15 protein-coding genes are annotated in these 22,163 nt (G+C 43.7%); 5 read left to right on the plus strand and 10 right to left on the minus strand.

Annotated features, from left to right (window positions below):
- Positions 1-109 precede the first annotated feature (109 nt).
- Both ACRD6K_RS15995 and ACRD6K_RS16000 read left to right on the plus strand, forming a co-directional pair.
- A complete protein-coding gene (locus tag ACRD6K_RS15995; RefSeq protein ID WP_430974079.1) occupies positions 110-850 on the plus strand; it encodes a 3-keto-disaccharide hydrolase in 741 nt (246 codons plus the stop codon).
- A 211-nt stretch (positions 851-1,061) separates the two neighbouring features.
- Positions 1,062-3,113, plus strand: a complete 2,052-nt coding sequence (locus ACRD6K_RS16000) for a tetratricopeptide repeat-containing sensor histidine kinase (RefSeq protein ID WP_430974080.1) — start codon at positions 1,062-1,064, stop codon at positions 3,111-3,113.
- A gap of 39 nt (positions 3,114-3,152) precedes the next feature.
- Here the strand turns inward: ACRD6K_RS16000 and ACRD6K_RS16005 are convergent, their stop codons facing one another.
- Complete coding sequence (locus ACRD6K_RS16005; protein ID WP_430974081.1) at positions 3,153-3,701, minus strand: DJ-1 family glyoxalase III; 549 nt, start codon at positions 3,699-3,701, stop codon at positions 3,153-3,155.
- A gap of 111 nt (positions 3,702-3,812) precedes the next feature.
- Entirely contained in the window at positions 3,813-4,319 is a 507-nt protein-coding gene (locus tag ACRD6K_RS16010) for an RNA polymerase sigma factor (RefSeq protein ID WP_299580570.1), read from the minus strand.
- Positions 4,320-5,024: 705 nt separating this feature from the next.
- Here ACRD6K_RS16010 and ACRD6K_RS16015 point away from each other — a divergent pair.
- A complete protein-coding gene (locus tag ACRD6K_RS16015; RefSeq protein WP_430974082.1) occupies positions 5,025-7,079 on the plus strand; it encodes a TonB-dependent receptor plug domain-containing protein in 2,055 nt (684 codons plus the stop codon).
- A 70-nt stretch (positions 7,080-7,149) separates the two neighbouring features.
- On the opposite strand, the gene argF is transcribed toward ACRD6K_RS16015, so the two are convergent.
- The gene (gene argF / locus ACRD6K_RS16020; protein ID WP_430974083.1) at positions 7,150-8,148 is read right to left on the minus strand and encodes an ornithine carbamoyltransferase; all 999 of its coding nucleotides are present in this window, start codon (positions 8,146-8,148) and stop codon (positions 7,150-7,152) included.
- Positions 8,145-9,116, minus strand: a complete 972-nt coding sequence (locus tag ACRD6K_RS16025; protein WP_430974084.1) for a carbamate kinase — start codon at positions 9,114-9,116, stop codon at positions 8,145-8,147. Before ACRD6K_RS16025 ends, argF begins: the two co-directional genes overlap by 4 nt.
- Before the next feature lie 363 nt (positions 9,117-9,479).
- Here ACRD6K_RS16025 and ACRD6K_RS16030 point away from each other — a divergent pair, with 363 nt between their 5' ends.
- Positions 9,480-11,900 (plus strand): DNA translocase FtsK, encoded by a 2,421-nt coding sequence (locus ACRD6K_RS16030; protein ID WP_430974085.1) that lies wholly within the window; start codon positions 9,480-9,482, stop codon positions 11,898-11,900.
- Positions 11,901-11,919: 19 nt separating this feature from the next.
- Entirely contained in the window at positions 11,920-12,570 is a 651-nt protein-coding gene (lolA1, locus tag ACRD6K_RS16035; protein WP_430974086.1) for an outer membrane lipoprotein periplasmic chaperone LolA1, read from the plus strand.
- Between the two features lie 129 nt (positions 12,571-12,699).
- On the opposite strand, the gene ACRD6K_RS16040 is transcribed toward lolA1, so the two are convergent.
- The 6 genes from ACRD6K_RS16040 to ACRD6K_RS16065 form a co-directional block, all read right to left on the minus strand.
- Positions 12,700-14,319 (minus strand): cellulase family glycosylhydrolase, encoded by a 1,620-nt coding sequence (locus ACRD6K_RS16040; RefSeq protein WP_430974087.1) that lies wholly within the window; start codon positions 14,317-14,319, stop codon positions 12,700-12,702.
- A gap of 83 nt (positions 14,320-14,402) precedes the next feature.
- Positions 14,403-15,344: a PKD domain-containing protein gene (locus ACRD6K_RS16045; RefSeq protein ID WP_430974088.1), complete on the minus strand. Its 942-nt coding sequence runs from the start codon at positions 15,342-15,344 to the stop codon at positions 14,403-14,405.
- Between the two features lie 62 nt (positions 15,345-15,406).
- On the minus strand, positions 15,407-16,891 hold the full coding sequence (locus ACRD6K_RS16050) for a SusD/RagB family nutrient-binding outer membrane lipoprotein (RefSeq protein WP_430974089.1): 1,485 nt from the start codon (positions 16,889-16,891) through the stop codon (positions 15,407-15,409).
- 19 nt (positions 16,892-16,910) lie between these two features.
- Entirely contained in the window at positions 16,911-20,339 is a 3,429-nt protein-coding gene (locus tag ACRD6K_RS16055; RefSeq protein ID WP_430974090.1) for a SusC/RagA family TonB-linked outer membrane protein, read from the minus strand.
- 15 nt (positions 20,340-20,354) lie between these two features.
- On the minus strand, positions 20,355-21,452 hold the full coding sequence (locus tag ACRD6K_RS16060; RefSeq protein ID WP_430974091.1) for a FecR family protein: 1,098 nt from the start codon (positions 21,450-21,452) through the stop codon (positions 20,355-20,357).
- 13 nt (positions 21,453-21,465) lie between these two features.
- Positions 21,466-22,155 (minus strand): RNA polymerase sigma-70 factor, encoded by a 690-nt coding sequence (locus ACRD6K_RS16065; protein WP_430974092.1) that lies wholly within the window; start codon positions 22,153-22,155, stop codon positions 21,466-21,468.
- Between the last annotated feature and the right edge of the window lie 8 nt (positions 22,156-22,163).

Genomic DNA, 22,163 nt, shown 5'->3' on the forward strand with positions numbered 1-22,163 from the left:
TTCTGATGAGTTAATAGGTTTAGCAGGGCCATTTTATTACATTTGGTACCGTATTAACCTAAATAACTAATTATTAATGGCACAATTCTGTGCATTATTCATTTAAATCATGAGAAGACAAAATTGGATGACCATCCTGATGATGGCTGTGTTTACGCTGGGCGTAGCTTCTGTTTCAGCTCAAAAGGCAAACAAGCTTACAAAAAAAGAGAAAAAGGAAGGCTGGGTGTTGTTGTTTAATGGGAAAAACTTTGACGGTTGGCGTCAATGCAATGGTCAGGCCATGCCGGCTAACTGGACCCTGGAGGACGACGCGATGAAGGTCCTTATTGGTGAAGGCAAGCAACCCGGGCATGGTGCCGGCGGCGATATCCTTTTTGGAGAAAAGAAGTTTAAGAACTTCGAGCTGTCGATTGACTGGAAAGCCAGTGACCAGGGAAATTCAGGCATTTTCTACTATGTGCGTGAAGTGCCGGGAAAACCTATTTATTTTGCGGCTCCTGAAGTGCAAATTCTTGACAACGACAATGCCTCGGATAATAAAATTGCCAGCCACTTAGCCGGTTCATTGTACGACATGATTCCTGCTGATCCGAAAACAGTAAATCCGGCAGGTAGCTGGAATACGGTTGTCATTAAAGTGAAAGATGGCAAGGTAACGCATACCATGAATGGAACGGAGGTGGTTGCATACAGCTTGTGGACACCGGAGTGGGATGAATTGGTTCAGAACAGTAAGTTCAAAAACTTCCCCGGATTTACAGAAGGAATTGCCCGCGAAGGCTACATCGGTCTTCAGGATCATGGTTACCCCATCTGGTTTCGAAACATTAAGATTCGCGAGTTGTAAGTAGAATATTCTTGAGAACTTAAAAAGAAATATAAAAGACTGTTGGAAAAACACCTTCGGAAGGCAAAGCTGACTGAAGGTGTTTTTCTTTTTTTAGGGTATCACTTCAGGCTGAAAAATTTCAATTGTGTCGGTTTTAGAGGGATTATGTAAGTTATTTGAGTAAAAGTTCATTTAATTTCAACATATTTGTATGGCTTGCTTTTGAGAGATGAAAACATTTATTCTGAATATTTTTGTAATCCTGCTCTATGGGGTCGCGCAGGGGCAAGATAGTACCGGTAGCCTATTAATAAAGCTCCAGGACTTGGAAGGAGTGGATCGTGCGAAGGTTTTGGTTGAACTGGCAGCTGCGTATGCTTCAAACGATAGTGCCCGGAGTATAGCCATGGCAGACGAAGCTATTGGGCTGGCTGGCTCTATGCATGATTCATTGCTGTTGGGTTTGGCGCATTTTAATAAAGCTGAGTGCTACTACTATTTTGATCGTTACCATGCGGCCTTGGCTAATTATGAGATTTCAGAGCATATTTTTAGTCAGCAAGGGGATTCAGTTAACTTGGTTGAAACCTACAATTCTATTGGGTTGGTTCATTATTTTACCGGAGAATACAACTCAGCAGTTGATTATTTTTATAAGTCGTTAAACTTCTTTCGGTATGGTGATCCAGTAGAAAATGAGACTTTAGCTCACGTGTATTCCAATCTGGGAATGGTTTTTTCCCGCATTGGAGAATATGATAAGGCCATTCAGAACTATCGGCAAGCGGCCAGAGTGAATACGCTAATTGATGATTTATACAGCTTGGGTGTAAACTATAATGGGCTTGGTGTTTCGTATTACAATCAGGAACAATATGATTCAGCCAAGGTTTATTATGCGCGTGCACTACACCTTTTTAAGCAGCACGGAAGTCAGCAGCGGGAAGCCATTGCATTGAATAATATCGCTAACATCTATGTGAATACAGGCGATAGCCTGCATAGGGCACTCGAATACTACCAACAAGCCATCGAAGTATTTGAAGAATTAGGGGATACCAGGAACAAAGCCTTCGCCTTGGAAGGATTAGGGAGTGTTTATCGCGAATTGGGAGCCTACGATAAAGCGATTAAGGCTTTTCATGAGAGTTTGAACCTGATTAGTTCCCATGGCTATTATTTGCGCCAGCTTAATTACTATGACTTGGCGCTGACATATGAGCATATGGGGCGACCTCAGGATGCCTTGGACGCATTTAAGTTGTACAGTTCCTATAAAGATAGCTTGCTGAGTGAAGAGCGGACAAACCAGGTTGCTGAATTGGAGCAAAAGTACCAGGCTCAACAAAATCTGGCTGAGATTGAACGCTTGAATGCTTTTCGAAAGCTTGATCAGTTGCAGATAAAGCGAGATAAAGAATTACGTGCTACCGGTATTGTAGCGATATTGGTATTGGTCGGATTAATATTCTTCCTGTCAGTAGCTTATCTGAGCAAGCAGCGGGTGAATGAATTGCTTAGCCGGAAAAACGATCGAATTGAAGAGCAGCGGCTAGAACTGGAGAAGTTAAATGCAGCCAAGAATAAGCTTTTCTCCATTATTGCGCATGATTTGAAGAATCCTTTTCATACGGTAATGGGATATGCGTATGTACTTAACAGGAACTATCCCCAGTTTTCCGATGAAGAGCGAATTAAATTTAGCGGCGATATCTACAAATCAACAACTTCCATTTTCCGCTTATTGCATAATTTACTTAATTGGGCTCGTTCCCAAGCCGGAGTGTTGGAGTATAGCCCGAAGCAACTTAATTGCCATGAGCTTTATAGGGAGATTGAGAACCTGCTTAAGCCCCATGCCGAGCTGAAAAAAATTCGATTATTATCAGACATTCCGGAAGATGTTTCCATTTATGCTGATCCGATGATGCTCGAAGCAATCCTTCGTAACCTGCTGAACAACGCCATTAAGTTTACCCACGAAAATGGATGGGTAAAAACGCATGTAAAGAACAGCGAACATGGTGTTATTATTTGTGTGGAAGACAATGGTGTAGGCATGTCTGCTGAAGAGCTCAACAGTATATTTCAAATTGATTCGAAACTCAAGCGAAAAGGTACCAATAAGGAAGATGGTTCAGGATTGGGTTTACTTGTATGTAATGAATTTGTTCAAAAAAATGGTGGAACAATCTGGGTTGACAGCAAGCCGGGAGAAGGTACCCGTTTCTATTTTTCAATTCCTGGGGAAAAACAAAGTCCTTTAGCTGAATTAGGCTAAAAACAAATTCAGCTAAAGGGGGAGGCATTTCTACTTTAATTATTCCACCAGCATTGCTTGTGCCAGTTGATCGGCTTTTTCTTTACCGACTAATTCTTCAACCAGTTTTAAGGCAAATTGCAGTGCTGTTCCAACACCTCTGCTCGTGATAATGTGTCCGGATACGCACACCGACTCCTTCAAAACCCTGGCACCATGCAACTCCTTTTCAAAGCCGGGATAGCAAACTGCTTCTTTGCCTTCCAGAATACCCAAGTCCCCAAATACAAGCGGAGCAGCACAAATGGCTCCCAGTACCTTATTTGCTTGATTAAATTGGAGGATTTGTTCCCGAAGGCCTTGATGTTCACTCAGGTTCTTGGCACCCGGCATGCCGCCCGGCAACAGAATGGCATCAATACCATGGTAGTCTACTTCATCAAAAAGGCTATCGGCTACAATCGGAACCTGATGAGCCCCTGTCACGGTTTTGCTATCCGTTACCGAAACGGTTTGAACGTTAAGTCCGGCGCGTCTTAAAACATCAATAATGGTAATGGCTTCTGTTTCTTCAAAGCCGTTGGCTAAATGAACTGCTAATTGTTTCATGTCGGTTTCTGTATTGAAAATCATTGTTTGGATTTTCCCTAAAATAAAAAAAATGGTCCACAATTGCGAACCATTTTTTATCCGGTATGATCACTTAAAGAAAACTAACGACTAGTTAGCGTATTCCTTCAATGCTTTTTCTAATTTTTTGCGAGTAAAGAAAATGCGACTTTTAACTGTTCCTAACGGAAGGCTTAATTTGTCGGCTATTTCCTTGTATTTATAACCATCAAGAAACATTTTGAAAGGCACTTTGTACTCATTCTCAAGTGCGTTAATGTTCTTCAGGATTTCCTTTGAGCTATAAAATGAATCCGGTGAAGGATAAATCTTATCTTTTGAAAATTTCAGGTGAAAATCGTTATTCGCACCATCAAATGTGCTCTTGGCTTTTACATTTCTCCGATAGTTATTAATGAAGGTGTTCTTCATGATGGTGTAAATCCACGCTTTAAAATTGGTGTTTTGCGTAAATTTATCACGGTAGGTTAACGCCTTTAAAAACGTTTCTTGTAAAAGATCTTGGGCTTTCTCCTGATCAGCTGTCAGGCTAAGTGCATAGTAAAGCAACTTGTCTTGCAATCCCAGCAATGCGTTGTTAAATTGAACTTGTGTCATGGCAGCGTGTTTTTATTGATTATTGTTTAGAACAAATATAAATAACTGTTGTCGTATTGAAAAGGATTCTCACGTCTTTTATTCTTCGATTTTATTTATTCATGATAAAGGAAATCGATACGCATTGATAATTAAAGCTTAACGTAAAATTACAAAGTTTACATAGTTTTGTCTAAGTTGTTTTGCATGTCGTTAAACAAGTTATTTTTATTTAGATTGGCTATGAAAAGGAAATTGGTTTTTGTATTTTAAAAAGAAATATTAATGGTTTTTGTCTCCATTGCCTTGCTGTTTGCCAATACAAAAACTCACCTGTTGTCTAATTCTTTTGTTGTCAATTCACTGCTTTTTTATTTATGGACTGCACACCACAAGTTCCATGCTTAAATAGTATAAATGATGCAGGATTTGGCTATGAACTGCTGAAGCGTACAGCGGATGTGATGATTTTGTTCAATATGAATTTTTGTTGTCTATGCACAGGAGAGGCTGTGGTGTATGGAATGCTCCACATGTTGAGGTTGACTTTCTACAAGTAAATGATAAATCTGGATTAGAATTGAAAGGAAGATGATGGGCAATTTTGATCTGGTTCAACAGGACTAGATTTGATCTTTGATAATTGCCTTTTTGGCTGGCTTTTGCCTTTGGAAAGATATTTTTACATTTGCCGTTACCGATTACTTATAGAAGTAATACAGATCAATGAAAAATTTAAATTTTAAGTACAAATGGGCTGAAAAGCTTGTTTTCAAACGTTGGGGAGGTCAAAGGTATTCCTTGTTTCAGGCGCTGAATAAGCAGGTGCACATTGCCGTGTTGGCTGTGACCTATTTTATGGTGGCTGGAATTAACGAAACGATTGCCCAAACTGATCGATTGGAAGTGAGCATGGAATATGACCTTGATGAGATTGAGGTCAGTGCCCAAAGAGCACCTGTAACTTATTCACAGGTGGCACGGATTGTTTCCGTGATTGAGAAAGATCAGATTGATGCGGCTCCGGTCAACAGTATTCAAGACCTGCTGGAGTATGCTTTGAGTGTTGACATTCGACAGCGGGGTACGCATGGCGTGCAAGCCGATGTTTCCGTCAGGGGAGGCTCTTTCGATCAAACACTTATTCTTCTCAATGGAATTAATCTTTCCGATCCGCAAACCGGTCATCACAACCTTAACCTACCGGTTAGTTTTAAAAGCATCAAACGTATTGAAATTTTGGAAGGACCCGCTGCCCGGGTTTATGGTCCCAATGCCTTTTCGGGTGCTATCAATATTGTTACCGAACCATTGCTGGCCGATCAGGTTGCTATTGATTTGACTTATGGCGAGCACCAGCTTCGCGATCTCAATGTTTCGGCCAATGCCCAAGTTGGGAAGCTAAGCAACTTTATTGCTATTAATAATATGGCTTCGGACGGCTATATTGACAATACGGACTTTGATAGCTATAATGTGTTTTACCATGGCCTTTTGCAGGCTGAAGCCGGAAAATTGGATGTACAGGCAGGCCACTCCAATAAGTCTTTTGGAGCCAACAGTTTTTACACCCCGGCCTATCCTAATCAGTTTGAGCAGACCAAAACCACCTTTGCATCTTTGAAATTTGAAACCGGAGAGAAATTGCATTTTACCCCGGCTTTATACTGGCGACGGCATCAGGATCGGTTCGAACTGTTTCGCGACAACCCGGCGTCGTGGTACAGCGGACATAACTATCATATGACCGATGTGCTGGGGGCATCTATCAATAGCTGGTTTACCAGCCAGTGGGGCAAAACTGCTTTTGGCGCTGAGTTTCGATCTGAAAATATTTGGAGCAATGTGTTGGGTGAAACGATGGAAGAACCGATTGATGTTCCGGGAGAAAAGGGGCAGCAATTTACCAAGTCCCATTCACGTACAAGCGTTTCATACTTTGCAGAACATACTTTTTATCTGGGGAACCTGACTGCCTCGGGTGGTGCTATGGCAAACTGGATTTCGGACTTGAATTATGAATGGAACATTTATCCCGGGGTGGATTTGAGCTACCAGTTAACTGATGGGCTGAAAGCGTATGGATCATTCAATAAGTCCTTGCGCATGCCCACTTTTACCGATTTGTATTACGCAGGCCCTACGAACAAGGGCAATCCTGATTTAAAACCCGAGCGATCCACAACGATTGAAGGTGGACTGAAGTTGAATAACCGCTACTTGCATTTACAGGCTGGTTATTATCATCGTGTTGGAAAAGATTTGATTGATTGGGTACGCGAAAGTGAAGAGTTTCTATGGGAAACCCGCAACCTGACAGAAATTAAAAGTAATGGATTGGAATTCATTGCCGCTTTGAATGTTCCGGAATTGCTGGGACAACCGTTCTTTATTCAGCGGATCAATACCAACTATGCCTATAATCAACTGGATAAAAGTCAAAGTGAGTATTTGTCGAATTATGCTTTGGACAACCTGAAGCACAAGTTTGTATTTTCGGTGGACCATAAATTATGGAAAAACCTGATGGGGGCATGGAACTTCCGATTTCAGGACCGGAATGGTAGCTATGCTCAATTTGAAGATGCTATTTATGTTGGAGAAGCCGACTATGAATCCTTCTGGCTAACGGATCTGAAAGTGTACTGGAAAACCCGCAAGTTGCAGGTTTCAGCCTCGGCAACCAATTTATTTGACCAAAAGTATGTGGATTTGGGGAATATTCGTCAACCTGGAAGATGGCTTACTTTTGGCGTAAAATATCAGATTGAATTAAATTAGAAAAAGACAAATCAGATAAGTAATCGGAATAAAAAAGGGCACTCGCAAAAGTGCCCTTTTCATTTTTAGTTTAAGCTAAAGTTGCTACCATAACCGCTTTGATCGTGTGCATTCGGTTTTCTGCCTGATCAAAAACGATAGAGGCTTGACTTTCGAAAACTTCCTCCTTCACTTCCATTGATTCAATTCCAAATTGATCGTAAATTTCTTTGCCAACTTTGGTTTCACAGTTGTGAAATGCAGGGAGACAATGCATAAACTTAACTTCCGGGTTTTTGGTCATTTGCATGACCCGGGCATTGACCTGGTAGGGTAACAGCAGTTTGATGCGTTCCTCCCAAACTTCTTGCGGCTCACCCATCGAAACCCAAACATCGGTGTATAAAAAGTCACATCCTTCCACGGCTTCTTCCAGCTTGTCGGTGATGGTGATTTTGGCTCCTGTTTTAGCGGCTATTTGCTGAGCAGTTTCAATCAGTTCGGCTGTGGGCTGACAATTTTTAGGGGCAGCAGCCCGGAAATCCATTCCCATTTTGGCCGCACCAATCATCAGCGAATTTCCCATATTGTTTCGGGCATCGCCCAGGTAGCAGAATGCAATTTGATTGAGGGGCTTGTTGGCATGCTCTTTCATCGTCAGAAAATCGGCCAGAATTTGGGTGGGGTGGAATTCGTTGGTTAAGCCGTTCCAAACAGGCACTCCTGCATATTTTCCCAGTTCTTCCACGATTTCCTGTCCAAATCCCCGGTATTCAATACCATCGTACATTCGGCCCAATACACGGGCGGTATCTTTCATCGATTCCTTATAGCCAATTTGCGATCCGCTAGGCCCCATATAGGTGACATGTGCTCCCTGATCGTAGGCAGCTACCTCAAAGGCACAGCGGGTGCGCGTTGAAGTTTTTTCAAAGATGAGTGCAATGTTTTTTCCTTTCAGCAATTGTTCTTCATCTTTATTGTATTTGGCCAGTTTCAATTTTTCGGCAAGTTCCAGCAACTCGTGAATTTCTTCCGGAGTAAAGTCCAGAAGTTTTAAAAAATTGCGGTTTTTAAGATTTGGTATCATTCTGCAAGTGTTTGGTTATCGTAATTCATCGTAATTTTTGATCCGTAAGATTTATCGGCCAGCTTGGTGGCTTCCGTAATCACGCTTTTCTGACCGCCCTCTTCTATAAATTTCAGGCAGGCCCTTATTTTTGGTGCCATGCTTCCTTCGCCAAAGGTACCGTTGTTTAAATAATTTAGCGTATCTGTGTAGTTCAAAAATTCGAGTTTTTCTTGGCTGTCCAGCCCAAAGTCTTTGTACACAAAAGGAACATCGGTTAAAATGTAAAATTCATCAGCATGAATGCTGGAGGCCAGCAAAGCTGAAGTCATGTCCTTGTCGATAACAGCATCAACGGTTCTCACATTTTTCTTTTCGTCGAGGTAAACGGGAATGCCTCCACCGCCGGCGGTTATTACAATGTTCCCCTCGTTAACCATGCGGGCTATAATTTCTTTGTTAAGAATGTCAATTGGAGTGGGAGAGGGCACCACGCGGCGCCAGCCTCCGGGGTGTTTGGCACTTGGCTTAAACTGCCAGCCTTTTTCCTGACTAAGCCGGTTGGCATCGGCTTCGTTGTAATTTTTGCCAATGCGCTTGGTTGGATTTTGAAAAGCCGGATCAGCCGGATCAACCGTTACCATGCTCATAACCGAAATGATGTTTTTGTTGATGCCAAACTTGTTTAAAACATTGCGCATCATTCGTTCAATCATGTAGCCAATGCCTCCTTGCGAATCGGCCACACACACGTCCAAGGGCATGGGGGCAATGTTGTACAGGCTTTCTCCGGCAGCATTGCGCATTAAGATGTTTCCAACCTGAGGGCCATTGCCATGGGTAATGACCAGGTTATAACCATCGTTGATTAAATGAATCAGGTTTTCCAGTGTATCGGTGGTATTTCGCTCCTGTTCTTCAATTGTTCCAACTTCATTGTCGCGCAGTAAGGCGTTGCCTCCCATCGCAATAACGGCTAATTTTTGCATGGTTGTTTGTTTGAGTTAAACCTGCCAGATAAACAAACATAGAAAAATATGGGTGAAATTAGTATGGTGGAATGATTCGTTTTTTGTGGTTTTAATCTGTTGTAAAGCAGGTGATTGTTGAATTGTGTTAGATTGAAGAAAAGGGGCTGGATCTGGTGATGATTTGTCAATGCGGGTACGTTTTTACATTATAATTCGCTAGTCGGAACCAGGCAGGGGAGGTTTCTTTTTTCGTGCCGGAACCAAAGGCTATCAGAACGATCAATCCTCAAGCTGATTTTTTTGATAACTTAAGCTCGGTTCAGGGCACGATAAGCTGTTTAAATTTCGTTAACTTTGCAGTTCGAATTTTGAAAAATACCTATGGCTAAAAAGACCAAAAGAAAGCAAGTGCAGAAGAAAGACAGTGTGTTTATGCGAATCAAATCCTTACTGAAAAGTGATAAATTCAACTATACTGTTGGCTTATTTCTTTTTGTTTTCGGACTGTATTTGTTAATCGCTTTTATTTCTTTCCTATTCTCAGGTCATGCAGATCACAGCAAACTGGATTTATCCTGGCGGGAGCTACTTGCCAATACCGATATTAAAGTGGAAAACAAGGCCGGTAAAACCGGAGCTTATTTAAGCCATGTTCTCATCAATCAAGGCTTTGGATTGGCCTCCTTTGCATTGATCTTTATGCTGGTTGTAACGGCTTTCCAGTTTTTCAAACGTCCTTTGTTCCGCTATTGGCGCACCATGCTTTTAGCCTTTGTCAGTATGATCTGGTTGTCCTTGTTTATGGGCCTGATTCTGATGAATGTAAATTCTGAAGGCTTTTTGTACTTGGGAGGTTTGAATGGCTATTACTTGGCTGTTTGGCTAAGTTCGTTAGTGGGGTATGTCGGAACCTTCTTTTTGTTAGTTTTCAGTTTATTCCTGATCATGCTGTTTGCTTTTGAAAACTTTGTTCCTTGGGTAAAAGATTTCTTCGGGCGAAGAGTGAAGGAAATTCTGGAGGATGAGGAACAGCCACAGTCTTTTGATGCGGTTTCGGAAGTGATTCCCGAAGAGAGCATTTCAAAAGTTATTGATGAAAACGATACAATCGAAACTATTTTCGATCCCGATAGTGAGGATCTGGTGATGGATGAGTCGATTGATAAACAAAAAATTCAGGCTAATGTAAAGGAGCAACTTGCAGCACCTAAGCAAGAAGCGGAGGATGAGGAAGACCTGGAAATGACGGTTGAGAAAGTAGAGGAGGAAACGAATGAAAATTATGAGCAGGAAGCGACCTCTGATTATGATCCTACGCTTGACTTATCCAACTATCAGTTTCCGGCTATCGATTTGCTGGATGATCATTCATCAGGCAATGCCGAGGTGAGTAACGATGAACTGGTTACGAATAAAAACAAGATTGTAGAAACCCTACGTCATTATAAAATTGAAATTACAAAAATCCGCGCAACCATTGGGCCAACCATTACCCTATATGAGATTGTGCCGGCGCCGGGTATTCGTATTGCCAAGATTAAAAACCTGGAAGACGATATTGCCTTGAGTTTGGCAGCCCTCGGAATCCGGATTATTGCGCCTATTCCCGGTCGTGGAACCATCGGAATCGAGGTGCCTAATCAGCAACCGGAAGTGGTTTCGATGCGCTCAATTATTGCCTCCAAAAAGTTTCAGGAAAGCAATGCCGACTTGCCCATTGTGATGGGGAAAACCATTTCAAATGAAACATTCCTGATTGACCTGACCAAGATGCCACACATTTTGGTGGCTGGTGCTACCGGGCAAGGGAAATCAGTCGGTTTGAATGCCATCATAACCTCATTGCTATACAAAAAACACCCGGCTCAACTCAAGTTTGTTTTGATTGACCCGAAGAAAGTGGAGATGAGCTTGTACTCAACCATCGAAAAGCACTTTTTAGCCAAGTTACCGGATGATGAAGAAGCTATTATTACAGACATTCAGAAGGTAAAATACACGCTGAATTCGGTGAATATTGAAATGGACAACCGGTATGACTTGCTGAAGAAAGCCCATGCCCGGAACATCAAGGAATACAATGCCAAATTTATTGCACGTCGTTTAAATCCGGAGAAAGGTCATCGCTACTTGCCTTACATTGTTGTGGTGGTTGACGAGTTTGCCGATTTGATTATGACCGCCGGTAAAGAAGTGGAACTTCCGATTGCCCGGATTGCCCAGTTGGCGCGTGCTGTTGGTATTCACATGATTATTGCGACACAGCGTCCGTCTACAAACATTATTACCGGTGTAATTAAAGCGAACTTCCCAACGCGTATTGCCTTTAAGGTCGCTTCAATGATCGATTCCAGAACGATTTTGGACACTCCTGGTGCCAACCAGCTGATTGGTAAAGGAGACATGCTGATAGCCACGGGAAGCAACATCACGCGATTGCAGTGTGCTTTTGTTGATACGCCGGAGGTTGAACGGGTGTGTGAACATATTGCCAGTCAACAAGGGTACCCGACTGCCTTTATGCTGCCTGAATATGTGGGTGAAGAAGAAGGTGGAGGTTTGGAGACTGACCTGAGCAACCGTGATGAATTGTTTAATGATGCCGCTAAAGTTGTTGTCATGAATCAAATGGGGTCAACGTCCATGATTCAGCGTAAGTTCTCCATTGGCTACAACCGGGCAGGCAGAATCATGGATCAACTGGAAGCAGCCGGCATTGTAGGACCAAGCGAAGGAAGTAAAGCAAGACAGGTACTCCTTCAGGATGAATATAGTTTGGAACAGTTATTGAGTAGCTTGTAAAAATTTTTTAAATAATAAGATGAAAAGATTAGTTGTATTAATGACCGTAATGGTGTTTTGGAGTGTTGGTTTCGCGCAGCAGGATAAGAAAGCCAAAGATATTTTGGAGAAAGTAACCAGTACCACACAAAGTTATTCATCCATAAGTGCCTCATTTAATTATGTGATGAACAATGAAGCCGAAGGAATTCATGAAGAAAATAAAGGACAGATTTTATTAAAAGGACAGCAGTTTCACCTAAAGTTGTTGCAGCTGGGAATGGAGATATTCAACAACGGTAAAACAGTTTGGACTTACATGAAAGATGCCGGAGAGGTTACCGTTGCTGAGGCTGATGATGAAATGAATGAGATGATGGATCCTTCTACTTTATTTACCATTTACGAAAAAGGGTTTAACTATCAGTTTGTTGAAGAGAAAACTGTAGCGGGCGTTTCCGTGTATATTATTGATCTGTTTCCGGAAAATGAAGAAATCGAATACAGCAAGATTCGTATCCAGGTTGACAAGCAGCGTATGCTAATTCGTCAGGCTGAGATGGTCGGAAAGGAAGGCAACAGCTACCTGGTTTTGGTGGAAGACCTGAAAACCAATGTGCCGGTAAAAGATTCAGACTTTGAATTCAAAGCAGAGGATCATCCCGGAGTAGAAGTGATTGACCTGCGATAGATGCAAGCGAACTGGGCTGGTTCGAAAAAGAAACTGGCCGTTCAATCTTAACAGAATATTACAAAAACAGACCGTTTCAAATACCTTATTGAAACGGTCTGTTTTTGTTTGTAAGAAGCTCAATGAAGCTTATTGTTCTATAATCAAATATTCTTCTTTATCCTGAAGCAGAAACTGAAGGCTTAAGCTGCGTTGACCTCCTTTTTCAGAGGGAGGAATCAATAACCAACCGGCATCCGAATCTTTGAGCTGCTCTGTTTCAAGTTTCTCCGACTCGGGGATGATGCTGATTTCCTCACTAAGCGATGAGAGCCATGGCAAGTAGATGATTGTCGGGGCCTGAACTCCTGCCTCTTCTTCCCACTGCATGGTAAATTTCCCGGTTTCAAAGTCATAATCATATCCGATTAAATTGCCGGAAATAACTTGAGGGAACGGTCTGATAAGGGCATTCTGAAAATAAGGATAATCTGCAATGTCACTGTAGTGTGCCCAGTAGGTATTGCTGAAATTGTGCTTTTCGATCAGGCTCACCAAGTGCTGGGCTGTTTCAACCATTTTTGATGATTTGCCATGCAAAGCGCCCCACTCACCGAGAAGTACGGGCATGTTCATCCGTTGGCCACTTTCAGCGATTCGCTCAAAAATAAACTCGACACGTTCATAGCTTGGGTTTTCCACTTCTTTTGTATCAACAACCAAATCGTAGCCATGCGCTGCGTAAGCTACCTGCGGATCGCGGGTTCCGTCGGGGAGTGTTGTTGCTTCCAAAGCAGTTAATACGCCGGTGTTCACAAAATAGTTATGGTTGAAAAACAGAATATGATTGGTGTCAACCTCACGAATGGCGTCGGCCACTTTTTGATACATAGCCTGCAAGTGAGTCCTTTCAAAATCAGCACTCAGATCGTAAACCGCATCAACCACTTTTGAATACTTCTCCTTTGAGGCAATGAATTCCAAGGCTTTCAGTCTCGATTCTTCACTTGCCCACATGGCTTCCAGCTCTTCCGCCGAAGGAGGCATTTGTCCGGTTTCTTCAGCTAACACCTGCGCATAAGCGCCTAGCATCAGGGGCATCACTTTTTGAGCTGATGATCCCATGAAAGGCTCGTTCATGATGTCGTAACCAATGACCGTGGTATTATCGGCATAGCGCCTGGCAATGTATTGCCACAGGTTGGCATAATGATCCTGTACGCCTATGCCATCTGGTGCCGGCGAGTTGTTCCAGAAATTGTCAAAAGCTGTCTGAACAGCCGGGCTAATCAGGTAAGAATCGCTCCAAACTGCTCCTTGGTGATGAGGCTGTCCTTCATCTAGCGTGGCCCAATCGGGTGCTCCGTCTGAAAATTTGGCGCCATATAAATCCTGGTGCATGTCCAGAAAGACATAAAGTCCCTGCTCGCGCGCCCAATCAATTCTTTTATCAATCTCCTTCAAATAGGCTTCGTTGTACTCTCCCGGCCGGGGTTCCAGTCCATCCCATATAATCCCCAGGCGGATGCAATTGAATCCCCATTTTTTGAATTGCTCAAAGGTTTTCTTTCCCTGCGGGGGCATATAATTCTCATTCGGATCTTTACTGATGAAGTTTATTCCGCTAAGAATTACCTGCCGTCCTTTTGAGTCAACAAAATGTTGTCCGTCAACTTTTAAGAACCCGTCTTTTTTTTCCGGCTTTATTCCGGAACTGCAGGCAGCAAAGGATAGAGCAATAAAACAAACAATGACATACCGTAGTAACATCTATTAAAGATTTTAAATATTTAACAATTTCTCATTTTAGCAATTTTCTGGTAATTCGCAACTGCTTCAATGAACGATCAACTCTATTTGGCATCGAAACTAAGGGTGTACATGATAGATGGTTTCATAAAGTCTTCAGGGTAAGCTTCTGGACTTAAAGTAGAAACCAACATAGAAACCGTCATTCGATCGGAGGTAATGTCGCGGATAACAATTTTAGTTTCATAGGTCAGGATTCCAAAATAGGCATCTTCAGAAAAGGAAACATAATCGGCATCGTTTATAGTGATGGTTTCAACGTCAGAAACGGTTTGTGTTTGTGGGTTTTCCTGGCGGGCAGTAAATGAAAGATCTTCCTGGTGAAGGGTAAAGGTTGAGTTGGTTGGTGCTGTAAAGGTTTCAACAGCCAGGCCTAAATCCCAAATTGGTTCGCCAACAATTGTATTGTTCACATACGCATGAATGACGCTGGCTAAAACCTGACCGTTTTTAGGTGCTACCGAGTATTTGCCGTCGTAGTGAAACGTGTATTCATTGTCATATTCGCCGCCAATTCCAAACATGGTCAGTACATCGTTGGGGGCAGCCTGGTAAACTGTTCCGGAGAAGGAAAATGCGCCATCGCTGTTGGAAGCTGTTTTACTCAGTACCCAGGTTTTGCCATTGCTGGCTTCTGGTCCGCCGGTAAGCATTTCCAATAAGGAGGCCGCAATACTGATTTGCTTGGTTACTTCAATTTCGCCTCCTTCGCCCATGGCTTTAAGGCTTACGGTGTAATCGCCCGACATGGCATAGGTGTATTGAGGTTCTTTTAGGGCACTTACTCCTTCTTGATCGCCAAAATCCCAGGAGTAGCTGGTTGCATTTTCGGTCATTGCAGTAAACTGGATCGAATAGGGATTATTTTCATCCACCTCAAAAAATATTTCTGCTCTTGGAGGCTCCGGATCGTCTTTGCATGAGGTAACCGCCAATAGACAAACGAATGCAGAAAGGCCCAATAATAAACTAATTTGCTTTTTCATTTTATTTCATTTAAAGGTTATTGATAATGCGTTACTTTTCTATTTCTGTCTGAAGGCCTCAGTTAGTCACGGACATCCCACCACAAGGGCGTTGTGATTTCATCAGGGCCTTGCTCTTCAATTGCTTTTAGGTAATTGGCTTGATTGATGTTGGTTTCTATTGCCGGATACCGGAAGCGCTTGGGAAGTTTCCCCTCGCTTGCGCCGGGTTCATAAATCGGGGCAAGCCGTTTGGCAATTTTAGGATAGCCGGTGCGTCGCAGGTTGCACCAGGCCTCGTAGGTTTCCGGCAAACAAGCAAGCCATTGTTGGGTGCAAATCTGTTCGAGTTGCTGTTCTTCGGTTCCTGCCAGAGTAGCATTAACTGATGTCAGGAATTCATCGGCCTGGCTAGGTGACACCTGCCATTGCTCCAGTGCTTTCCGGAGGCCAGTTTGGTAGTAGTCATTCGCATTTCCGGAGACAAAACCCGCTAAAGCTGCTTCCGCACGTAACAACCAGATTTCGGCAGCCGACATGTAATAGATCGGAGCGCCGCGCCCAACCAGCATGTCCGACGGATTTGAGGTGCCGGCCCAATCCCATTCAGAAAAATAGCTGTCGGAAAGGCCGTTGGGAATTCCCACAAATTCGCCATTGGAGTTTGGAGCAACAAAAACTTCCAGGCGCGGATCGTTGGTTGCTTTTAGCTGATCAACCAACAGTTGGCTCATTTTCCATTTCCAGTAATTGTATGAACTATACAGTGGGTTTTGAAATTCCCCAATATCACTGTCCTGAGTTTCTAAGCCGGCATTTTGACTGTTCTCTTCAATCAGTGGTTGGCTCAAACATTCCTGAATGATGGGAGCTGCTGCTTGTGGCGCGACAAAACGGATGCGCATGGCCATTCGTAAACGCAATGAGTTGGCAAAACGAACCCATTTACTCAGGTCGTTGGAAAATAGGGGATCTGCTCCGGGATAGGCGTTTTCAGCCTGCGCCGTTTTCAGGAGTTCCATGTTTATTTTCAGCTGATCCATCAGGCTGGTGTAAATGGCTTCAACACTGTTGTATTCCGGGTAGAGGATGTCTTTTTGTCCGTAACCACCTTCTTCGTAGGGTATACTTCCGTAACCATCGGTCAAACGCAAAAAGCTAACTGAAGCCACAATTTGGGCCATGGCATGCTGAACGGCATTTTCCTGCATGCCTCCACTTTCAGTAAGAAGAATAACCTGGTTGATGTTTCGTATTGGTCCGTGGTAGATATTTTCGAAAACATAACGGTATTCGGCTCCTGTAAAATGATCGAAATAGCTATCGATGTAGCGCGAGTCATTAATTCCCACATACATGTGCGAATATTGACCACCGAAGGTAAAGTGAAGGTAGGTGTTGCTTAAAAATGTTTGACGTACTGCATTGGCAAAAAGGTATTCACTCGGAATATCTGTTATGTCATTGGGGCTGGTATTAATCTCGGCAAAGCGATCGTCGCAGGAAGCCAGCAGCAGTAGGAAAGCAATCACTATAACCCATTGATTTTGTCTGTTCTTATTTCTCATGGTGTACATCGTTTTTTTATTAGAAGTTGACGGTCAGGTTAAATCCATAGCTGGAGGTTGAAGGAAGAGACATGTGTTCAATTCCGTTTCCGGTATTTCCGCTGCTGTAGCCCGATTCCGGATCAACATGGTCCATAGCCCGGTAAAGAAAGAGCAGGTTACGACCCACCAGCGACAAATTTAAATTGCTGACTGGAGTTCGTTCCAGCCACCTTTTCGGCAAGGAATACCCTAAAACAACCTCTCGTAAGCGTACGTTGGTGGCATCCTGAATCCATTCGGTACCAATTTGCTGATTGTACAAATTGTACCAATGAGTTTGCGGATCGATGGGCGTTGTGTTGGGTTTGCCAGTCGACTCCATAATTCCCTCTTCAATAAAACCTTGCGGCTCAACGCCAGGGAGAGGGGTGGTGTAATAAGTGGCCGGATCATGAGTGGAGTACCAGCCTTCGCGTCCTTCCACCGTTTCGGCTCCGGTTCCAAATAGGCAATAATAAGCTTTCCCCCACGAATACACATCGCCTCCCATCTGTACATCAATCAAAAAGCTAAACTTCAGATTCTTATAGCTCAGGTTGTTCGAAATACTTCCCATCCAGTCGGGGTTAATATCTCCCATTGCTTTTTTCTCACCAGCCTGGGTGTAGCCATCTTTGTCAATCAACACATTGCCAAAAGAATCGCGCTTGTAGTCGGTGGTGTAAATGATACCGTAGGGTTGCCCCGGACGCGCCTCAATGGTCATGTGAAATTCGTCAGCCAGGGGGAGTGTTTGCATGTCTTCGTAAAGCTCTTTTACCTTACTATTGTTTTTTGACCAGGTGAGAACAACGTCCCAGTTCAATCCATCCGAAACGACCGGGCTGGCATTCAGCTGGGCTTCAAATCCTGTGTTTTCGATCTTTCCCGCATTCATAAATTTGCTGGCATATCCGGTGGATGGCGTAAGGGTAACCGGCATAATCTGGTTGACCGATAGGCTGTTGTAATAGGTGACATCGAGGTTGAGCCGATCGTTGAAAAAGCCCAGGTTGGTTCCAACTTCCCACGAGTAGGTATCTTCCGGCTCCAGGTCGTAATGGGGAAGCTGGCCACCAATTCCTCCTAAAGGAAAGTCGGTTTGTGTTTGATAAACACTGTAGTACTGACTAATCTGGTAAGGGCTGGTGTCATTTCCAACTTTGGCATAAGACGTTCGCACTTTGCCCGAAGATAAAACCGATGATTTCAAGCCAAAGGCTTCGGTAAACAAAAAGCTTAGGTTTTCGGAATGGTATCGGTAGGAATTGTTTTGCAGGGGCAGGGTAGACGACCAGTCGTTGCGCAAAGTCACATCAAGGTAGAGGTAGTTTTGAAACGAGAACTGTCCGAGACCATAAAGCGAAAACACTTCTTTTTCAGAAAACCACTCGCTGGTTCCGTAGTTCTTGAAATTCTTGATGTTGTAAAAATCGGGTACACGCATGACGCTTCCCCATTGCGACAGGCTTTTCCCTTGGTTGTAGCGGTAGTTTCCTCCGGCACTCAACGTAAGGTTAAAAGCGCCGACTGCCTGGTTGTAAGTAGCCATTACATCGGTGTTCCACTCCATGCCCTGACTCATACTTTGGCTCATGGAACCTCGGCCAACTTCCAGGTTCGGGCGCCCCGGAGCCTCTTGATCTTTGGTTGTTTTGGAGTAAAAATCGAAACCGGAACGCGCCGTTAACTTCAGCTTTTCAGAGAATCTCCAATCGACAGAGAACATGGACTGCAGGCGGTGTTTTTCATCTTCGTTGCTGATCTTATCCAAAATCCAGTAGGGATTGCTGAAGGTGTTATCCGTATTCCACTTCATCTCGTTTCCGGCAGCATCCGTAATGTTATTTTTCAGTGATTCCAAGGAGATATTGCGTGGCATAATTCCCAGCGTTTGAATAATGTTGGCTCCGTCTTCGGCCAGGTAAGGCCGGTTGTTTACCACCGAACGGATGTAGGTGATTTTACTATCTAAATCAATGTTTTTACCAAATTTGGAAGCTCCGCGCAAGTTGATGGTTTGCCTGCTTAAATCGTTGTTGGGCATGATTCCTTTGGAGTCCTGATTGGTAATGGATGCCCGGAAAGTGGTTTTATCGTTGCCTCCATCAAAGGCTAGGGTGTTGGTAAAACTTGTGCCAGTCCGGAAAAAATCGCGGTACGAGTTACCCTGACTGCTGAACGGAACTTCTTCACCATTCCATCCAATACGCAATTCACCATCCATTCGGGGGCCATAACTCCAAATCCACGGATAATCTTTCAGGGGGTAGGAGGGATTGCCGGCAATGATGTTGGGGTAAACGCCAAAAGCACCTTGTCCATATTCATTTTGAAGGTCAGGAACAACCATCGGATTTTCGAAGGTGAAACCGGAGGAAAGGGATATGCCAATGCCATCACGCTCCAAGCCTTTCTTTGTCATAATCAGAATAACACCGTTGGCCCCGCGCGAACCATAAGCTGCTGCTGCTCCGGCTCCCTTCAATACGCTTATGGAAGCAATGTTTTCCGGGTTTAAGTCGGACAATGCGTCACCGCCATCTTTTCCACCCCAGCGGCCAGCTCCGCCGTAACCGGCATCCATCGGAATTCCGTCAATTACAAACAAGGGGCGATTGTTTCCCTGCATCGAGGTAATTCCTCGCAATACAATGCGTGACGAACCATCAACGCCGGTTGGCGATTTGGTAATTTGCAAGCCTGCTACCTTACCCGCTAAGGAATTGATGGGGTTGTTCTCTTTGGCCTGGTTGAAATCGGAAGCCTGAATTTGGGCCACCGAGTAGCCCAGTGAATTCTTGTCGCGTGCAATATTTAAAGCGGTGACGACCACCTCTTCAATGGCACCAATATCTTCTTCCAGACTTATATTGATGATTGATCTTCCATTAACCGGCACTTGCTGCTTTTTAAATCCAATGAATGAATATTCAAGCACGGCATCTTTCGAAGGGACTTCGATGGCATAGTTGCCGTTCACATCGCAAATTTGCCCGGTGGTTGTGCCTTGAATAACAATATTCACATTGGGAAGTGGCTCATTGTCCGAGGCCGACACAATGCGCCCTTGCACTAGGAATGAGTCGTTAGGAAGCTGGTCGTTGGAGACGACAATCAATTTTTTCTCAACAATTTTAAACGAAAGCCGGGTTTCTGCTTTCAGGATTTCAAGGGCTTCCAGAATGGTCTTTTTGCTGAATGAAATGGAATAAACGGCATCCAGATCAATGACATCATCGCTGTAAAAAAAGCGATAATCACTTTGTTCCTGAATGGCATTAAAGACATTCTGAATGGTTGAGTTCGTGAGGTTGACTGACAAGTCATTCGTTTGAGCAGATACGGAATGAGTGCACAGCAACAGCAGCCATGTCAGAAACACGAACATCAAGGATTTTGTCGTAAGGTCAGGTTTGATTTTCATACAGTTCTGTGTTGTTTAGTCGTTGTTTTTTTGGTCTTCTTTTTTGCGTAGCCAGACATCTCTGTCCTTCAGGGTATAGTCGATCGGTGAAGCGATGCTGATGGCGGCCAATACATTCTCAAGGGTTTCATTTTCAATTATTCCGGAAAACCGGAAATCTTTCAGGTCAGCATCTTCAAAATGGATCTTGACATTGTATTTCCGTTCAATCTTCACAATCATTTTTTGCATGGGCTCACTTTTCATAATGAGCCGATCTTCGGTCCATGAGGTGAAAAGCTTCGGGTCAATACCTTTGGAAATCAGGATTTTCTCTGGTTTTTTCTCTCGGACAGTATCCGGTTGACTGGCTGGTTGATTTTGTGTTTCAATGGTTTGAGTTTGACTGGTTGCTTTATAGAATACCAGTTGCTCGTGGGGTTTTAAGAACAGTTCTTCGGGCTTGGTTTTTTGCGTTCTATTTTTAACAATACTGACGGAGCCTTCCACCAAGGTTGTTTCAATGGTCCGCTCATCGGCATAGCTTTTTACGTTAAACTTGGTGCCATAGGCCTTTACGGTAATGTCGGAAGTGCGAACCTGGAAACGTTTGGATTTGTCCTGAGCGACTTCAAAAAAAGCTTCTCCTTCGAGCGATACTTCCCGGTCATCCTTGCCAAAATCCCCCGAATATTTCAAAACACTTCCGGCATTCAGAATTACTGTGGAACCATCAGGTAGTGAGATGGTTGATTTGGCGCCCATCGGGGCTGAGATTACGCTTTCTTCCAGCTGGGCAAAGTAATGGTTGATCTGGTAGTTACTAATTCCCCACGAGAGGGTGGCTCCCAAAATGAAAACCGCAGCGATTTTGGTCCACCGTAGCCAATTGATCGTTGGCGATTGAGAAGAGAAGTTTCGCCTTTCCAGTTTTTTCCACTCCTGATCCAGCACGTCTGGGGTAATTTGCAATTCGGTTTCGGCAGCCAGCCAAACCGACTGCATTTCTTCCAGGCAGGCTTGGTTTTCAGTGCTTTCCTGAAGCCAGTTCTCCAGTTCTGTCCATTCGTTGGCAGCGATGTACCCTTCCAGGTACTTCAGAATTAATTGATCGATGTTATGAGGTGTTTTCATTTTTGAGTATTTCTTATTTTTTGGTTCTCGTGGCTGAAACCGGTAATTGTTGTTTCAGGTATTTCAATGCCCGGTAAATCTGCACTTCAACCGTTTTGGGAGAAATGGAAAGCTGTCGGGCGATTTCTTTGTGCTTCAGGCCTTGCTCGCGGCTCAGTAAAAAAATCTTTCGGCATTGCTCGGGCAAGGACGCCATGGCTTGATGAATTGTTTCCTGCAGTTCCTTTTCCTGCAGCTGGTCATGCGCATTTTGCTGGTATAAAAAACTTTGTTGTTGTTGCAGGTGAAAGCTGGTTAAATGGCGATGCGTCATGTTTGTCTTCTTCAGGCAATTAAGACATTGATGATGAACCGCCCGGTAGAGATAAGCTTTAACCGACTGATTGATTTCCAGTTGCTCGCGCTTTTCCCAGAGGTAGGAAAAAACATCCTGCAGGATATCTTTGCAGGTTTCGCTTGAGTGCACATATTGACGGGCAAAAACGTAGAGCTCTTTGTAGTACTTTTCGAATAGTTTCCGGAATGCACCCCGGTCTTCGCACACAAGTCGATCCACACATTCTTTGTCAGTTTCCTGCGCCGAATCTTCCAGTGGCCGAACGACCGAGAGTACTCCGGAGCCGCCTGACTGCTGGAATGTTGGCTTACTTAAGGCTGAAACCGAAGTTCGAAAAAACGGGACAGAGTGATTTTCAGCTTTCATCGTAATTA

Source organism: Sunxiuqinia rutila, from assembly GCF_050589705.1.
GTDB classification, from domain to species: Bacteria; Bacteroidota; Bacteroidia; order Bacteroidales; family Prolixibacteraceae; genus Sunxiuqinia; species Sunxiuqinia rutila.

Bases quoted from the DNA above. Each gene is read 5' to 3' on its own strand.
- ACRD6K_RS15995 (WP_430974079.1), top strand. From the start codon at position 110: ATGAGAAGACAAAATTGGATGACCATCCTGATGATGGCTGTGTTTACG.
- ACRD6K_RS16000 (WP_430974080.1), top strand. From the start codon at position 1,062: ATGAAAACATTTATTCTGAATATTTTTGTAATCCTGCTCTATGGGGTC.
- ACRD6K_RS16005 (WP_430974081.1), bottom strand. From the start codon at position 3,701: ATGAAACAATTAGCAGTTCATTTAGCCAACGGCTTTGAAGAAACAGAA.
- ACRD6K_RS16010 (WP_299580570.1), bottom strand. From the start codon at position 4,319: ATGACACAAGTTCAATTTAACAACGCATTGCTGGGATTGCAAGACAAG.
- ACRD6K_RS16015 (WP_430974082.1), top strand. From the start codon at position 5,025: ATGAAAAATTTAAATTTTAAGTACAAATGGGCTGAAAAGCTTGTTTTC.
- argF (WP_430974083.1), bottom strand. From the start codon at position 8,148: ATGATACCAAATCTTAAAAACCGCAATTTTTTAAAACTTCTGGACTTT.
- ACRD6K_RS16025 (WP_430974084.1), bottom strand. From the start codon at position 9,116: ATGCAAAAATTAGCCGTTATTGCGATGGGAGGCAACGCCTTACTGCGC.
- ACRD6K_RS16030 (WP_430974085.1), top strand. From the start codon at position 9,480: ATGGCTAAAAAGACCAAAAGAAAGCAAGTGCAGAAGAAAGACAGTGTG.
- lolA1 (WP_430974086.1), top strand. From the start codon at position 11,920: ATGAAAAGATTAGTTGTATTAATGACCGTAATGGTGTTTTGGAGTGTT.
- ACRD6K_RS16040 (WP_430974087.1), bottom strand. From the start codon at position 14,319: ATGTTACTACGGTATGTCATTGTTTGTTTTATTGCTCTATCCTTTGCT.
- ACRD6K_RS16045 (WP_430974088.1), bottom strand. From the start codon at position 15,344: ATGAAAAAGCAAATTAGTTTATTATTGGGCCTTTCTGCATTCGTTTGT.
- ACRD6K_RS16050 (WP_430974089.1), bottom strand. From the start codon at position 16,891: ATGAGAAATAAGAACAGACAAAATCAATGGGTTATAGTGATTGCTTTC.
- ACRD6K_RS16055 (WP_430974090.1), bottom strand. From the start codon at position 20,339: ATGAAAATCAAACCTGACCTTACGACAAAATCCTTGATGTTCGTGTTT.
- ACRD6K_RS16060 (WP_430974091.1), bottom strand. From the start codon at position 21,452: ATGAAAACACCTCATAACATCGATCAATTAATTCTGAAGTACCTGGAA.
- ACRD6K_RS16065 (WP_430974092.1), bottom strand. From the start codon at position 22,155: ATGAAAGCTGAAAATCACTCTGTCCCGTTTTTTCGAACTTCGGTTTCA.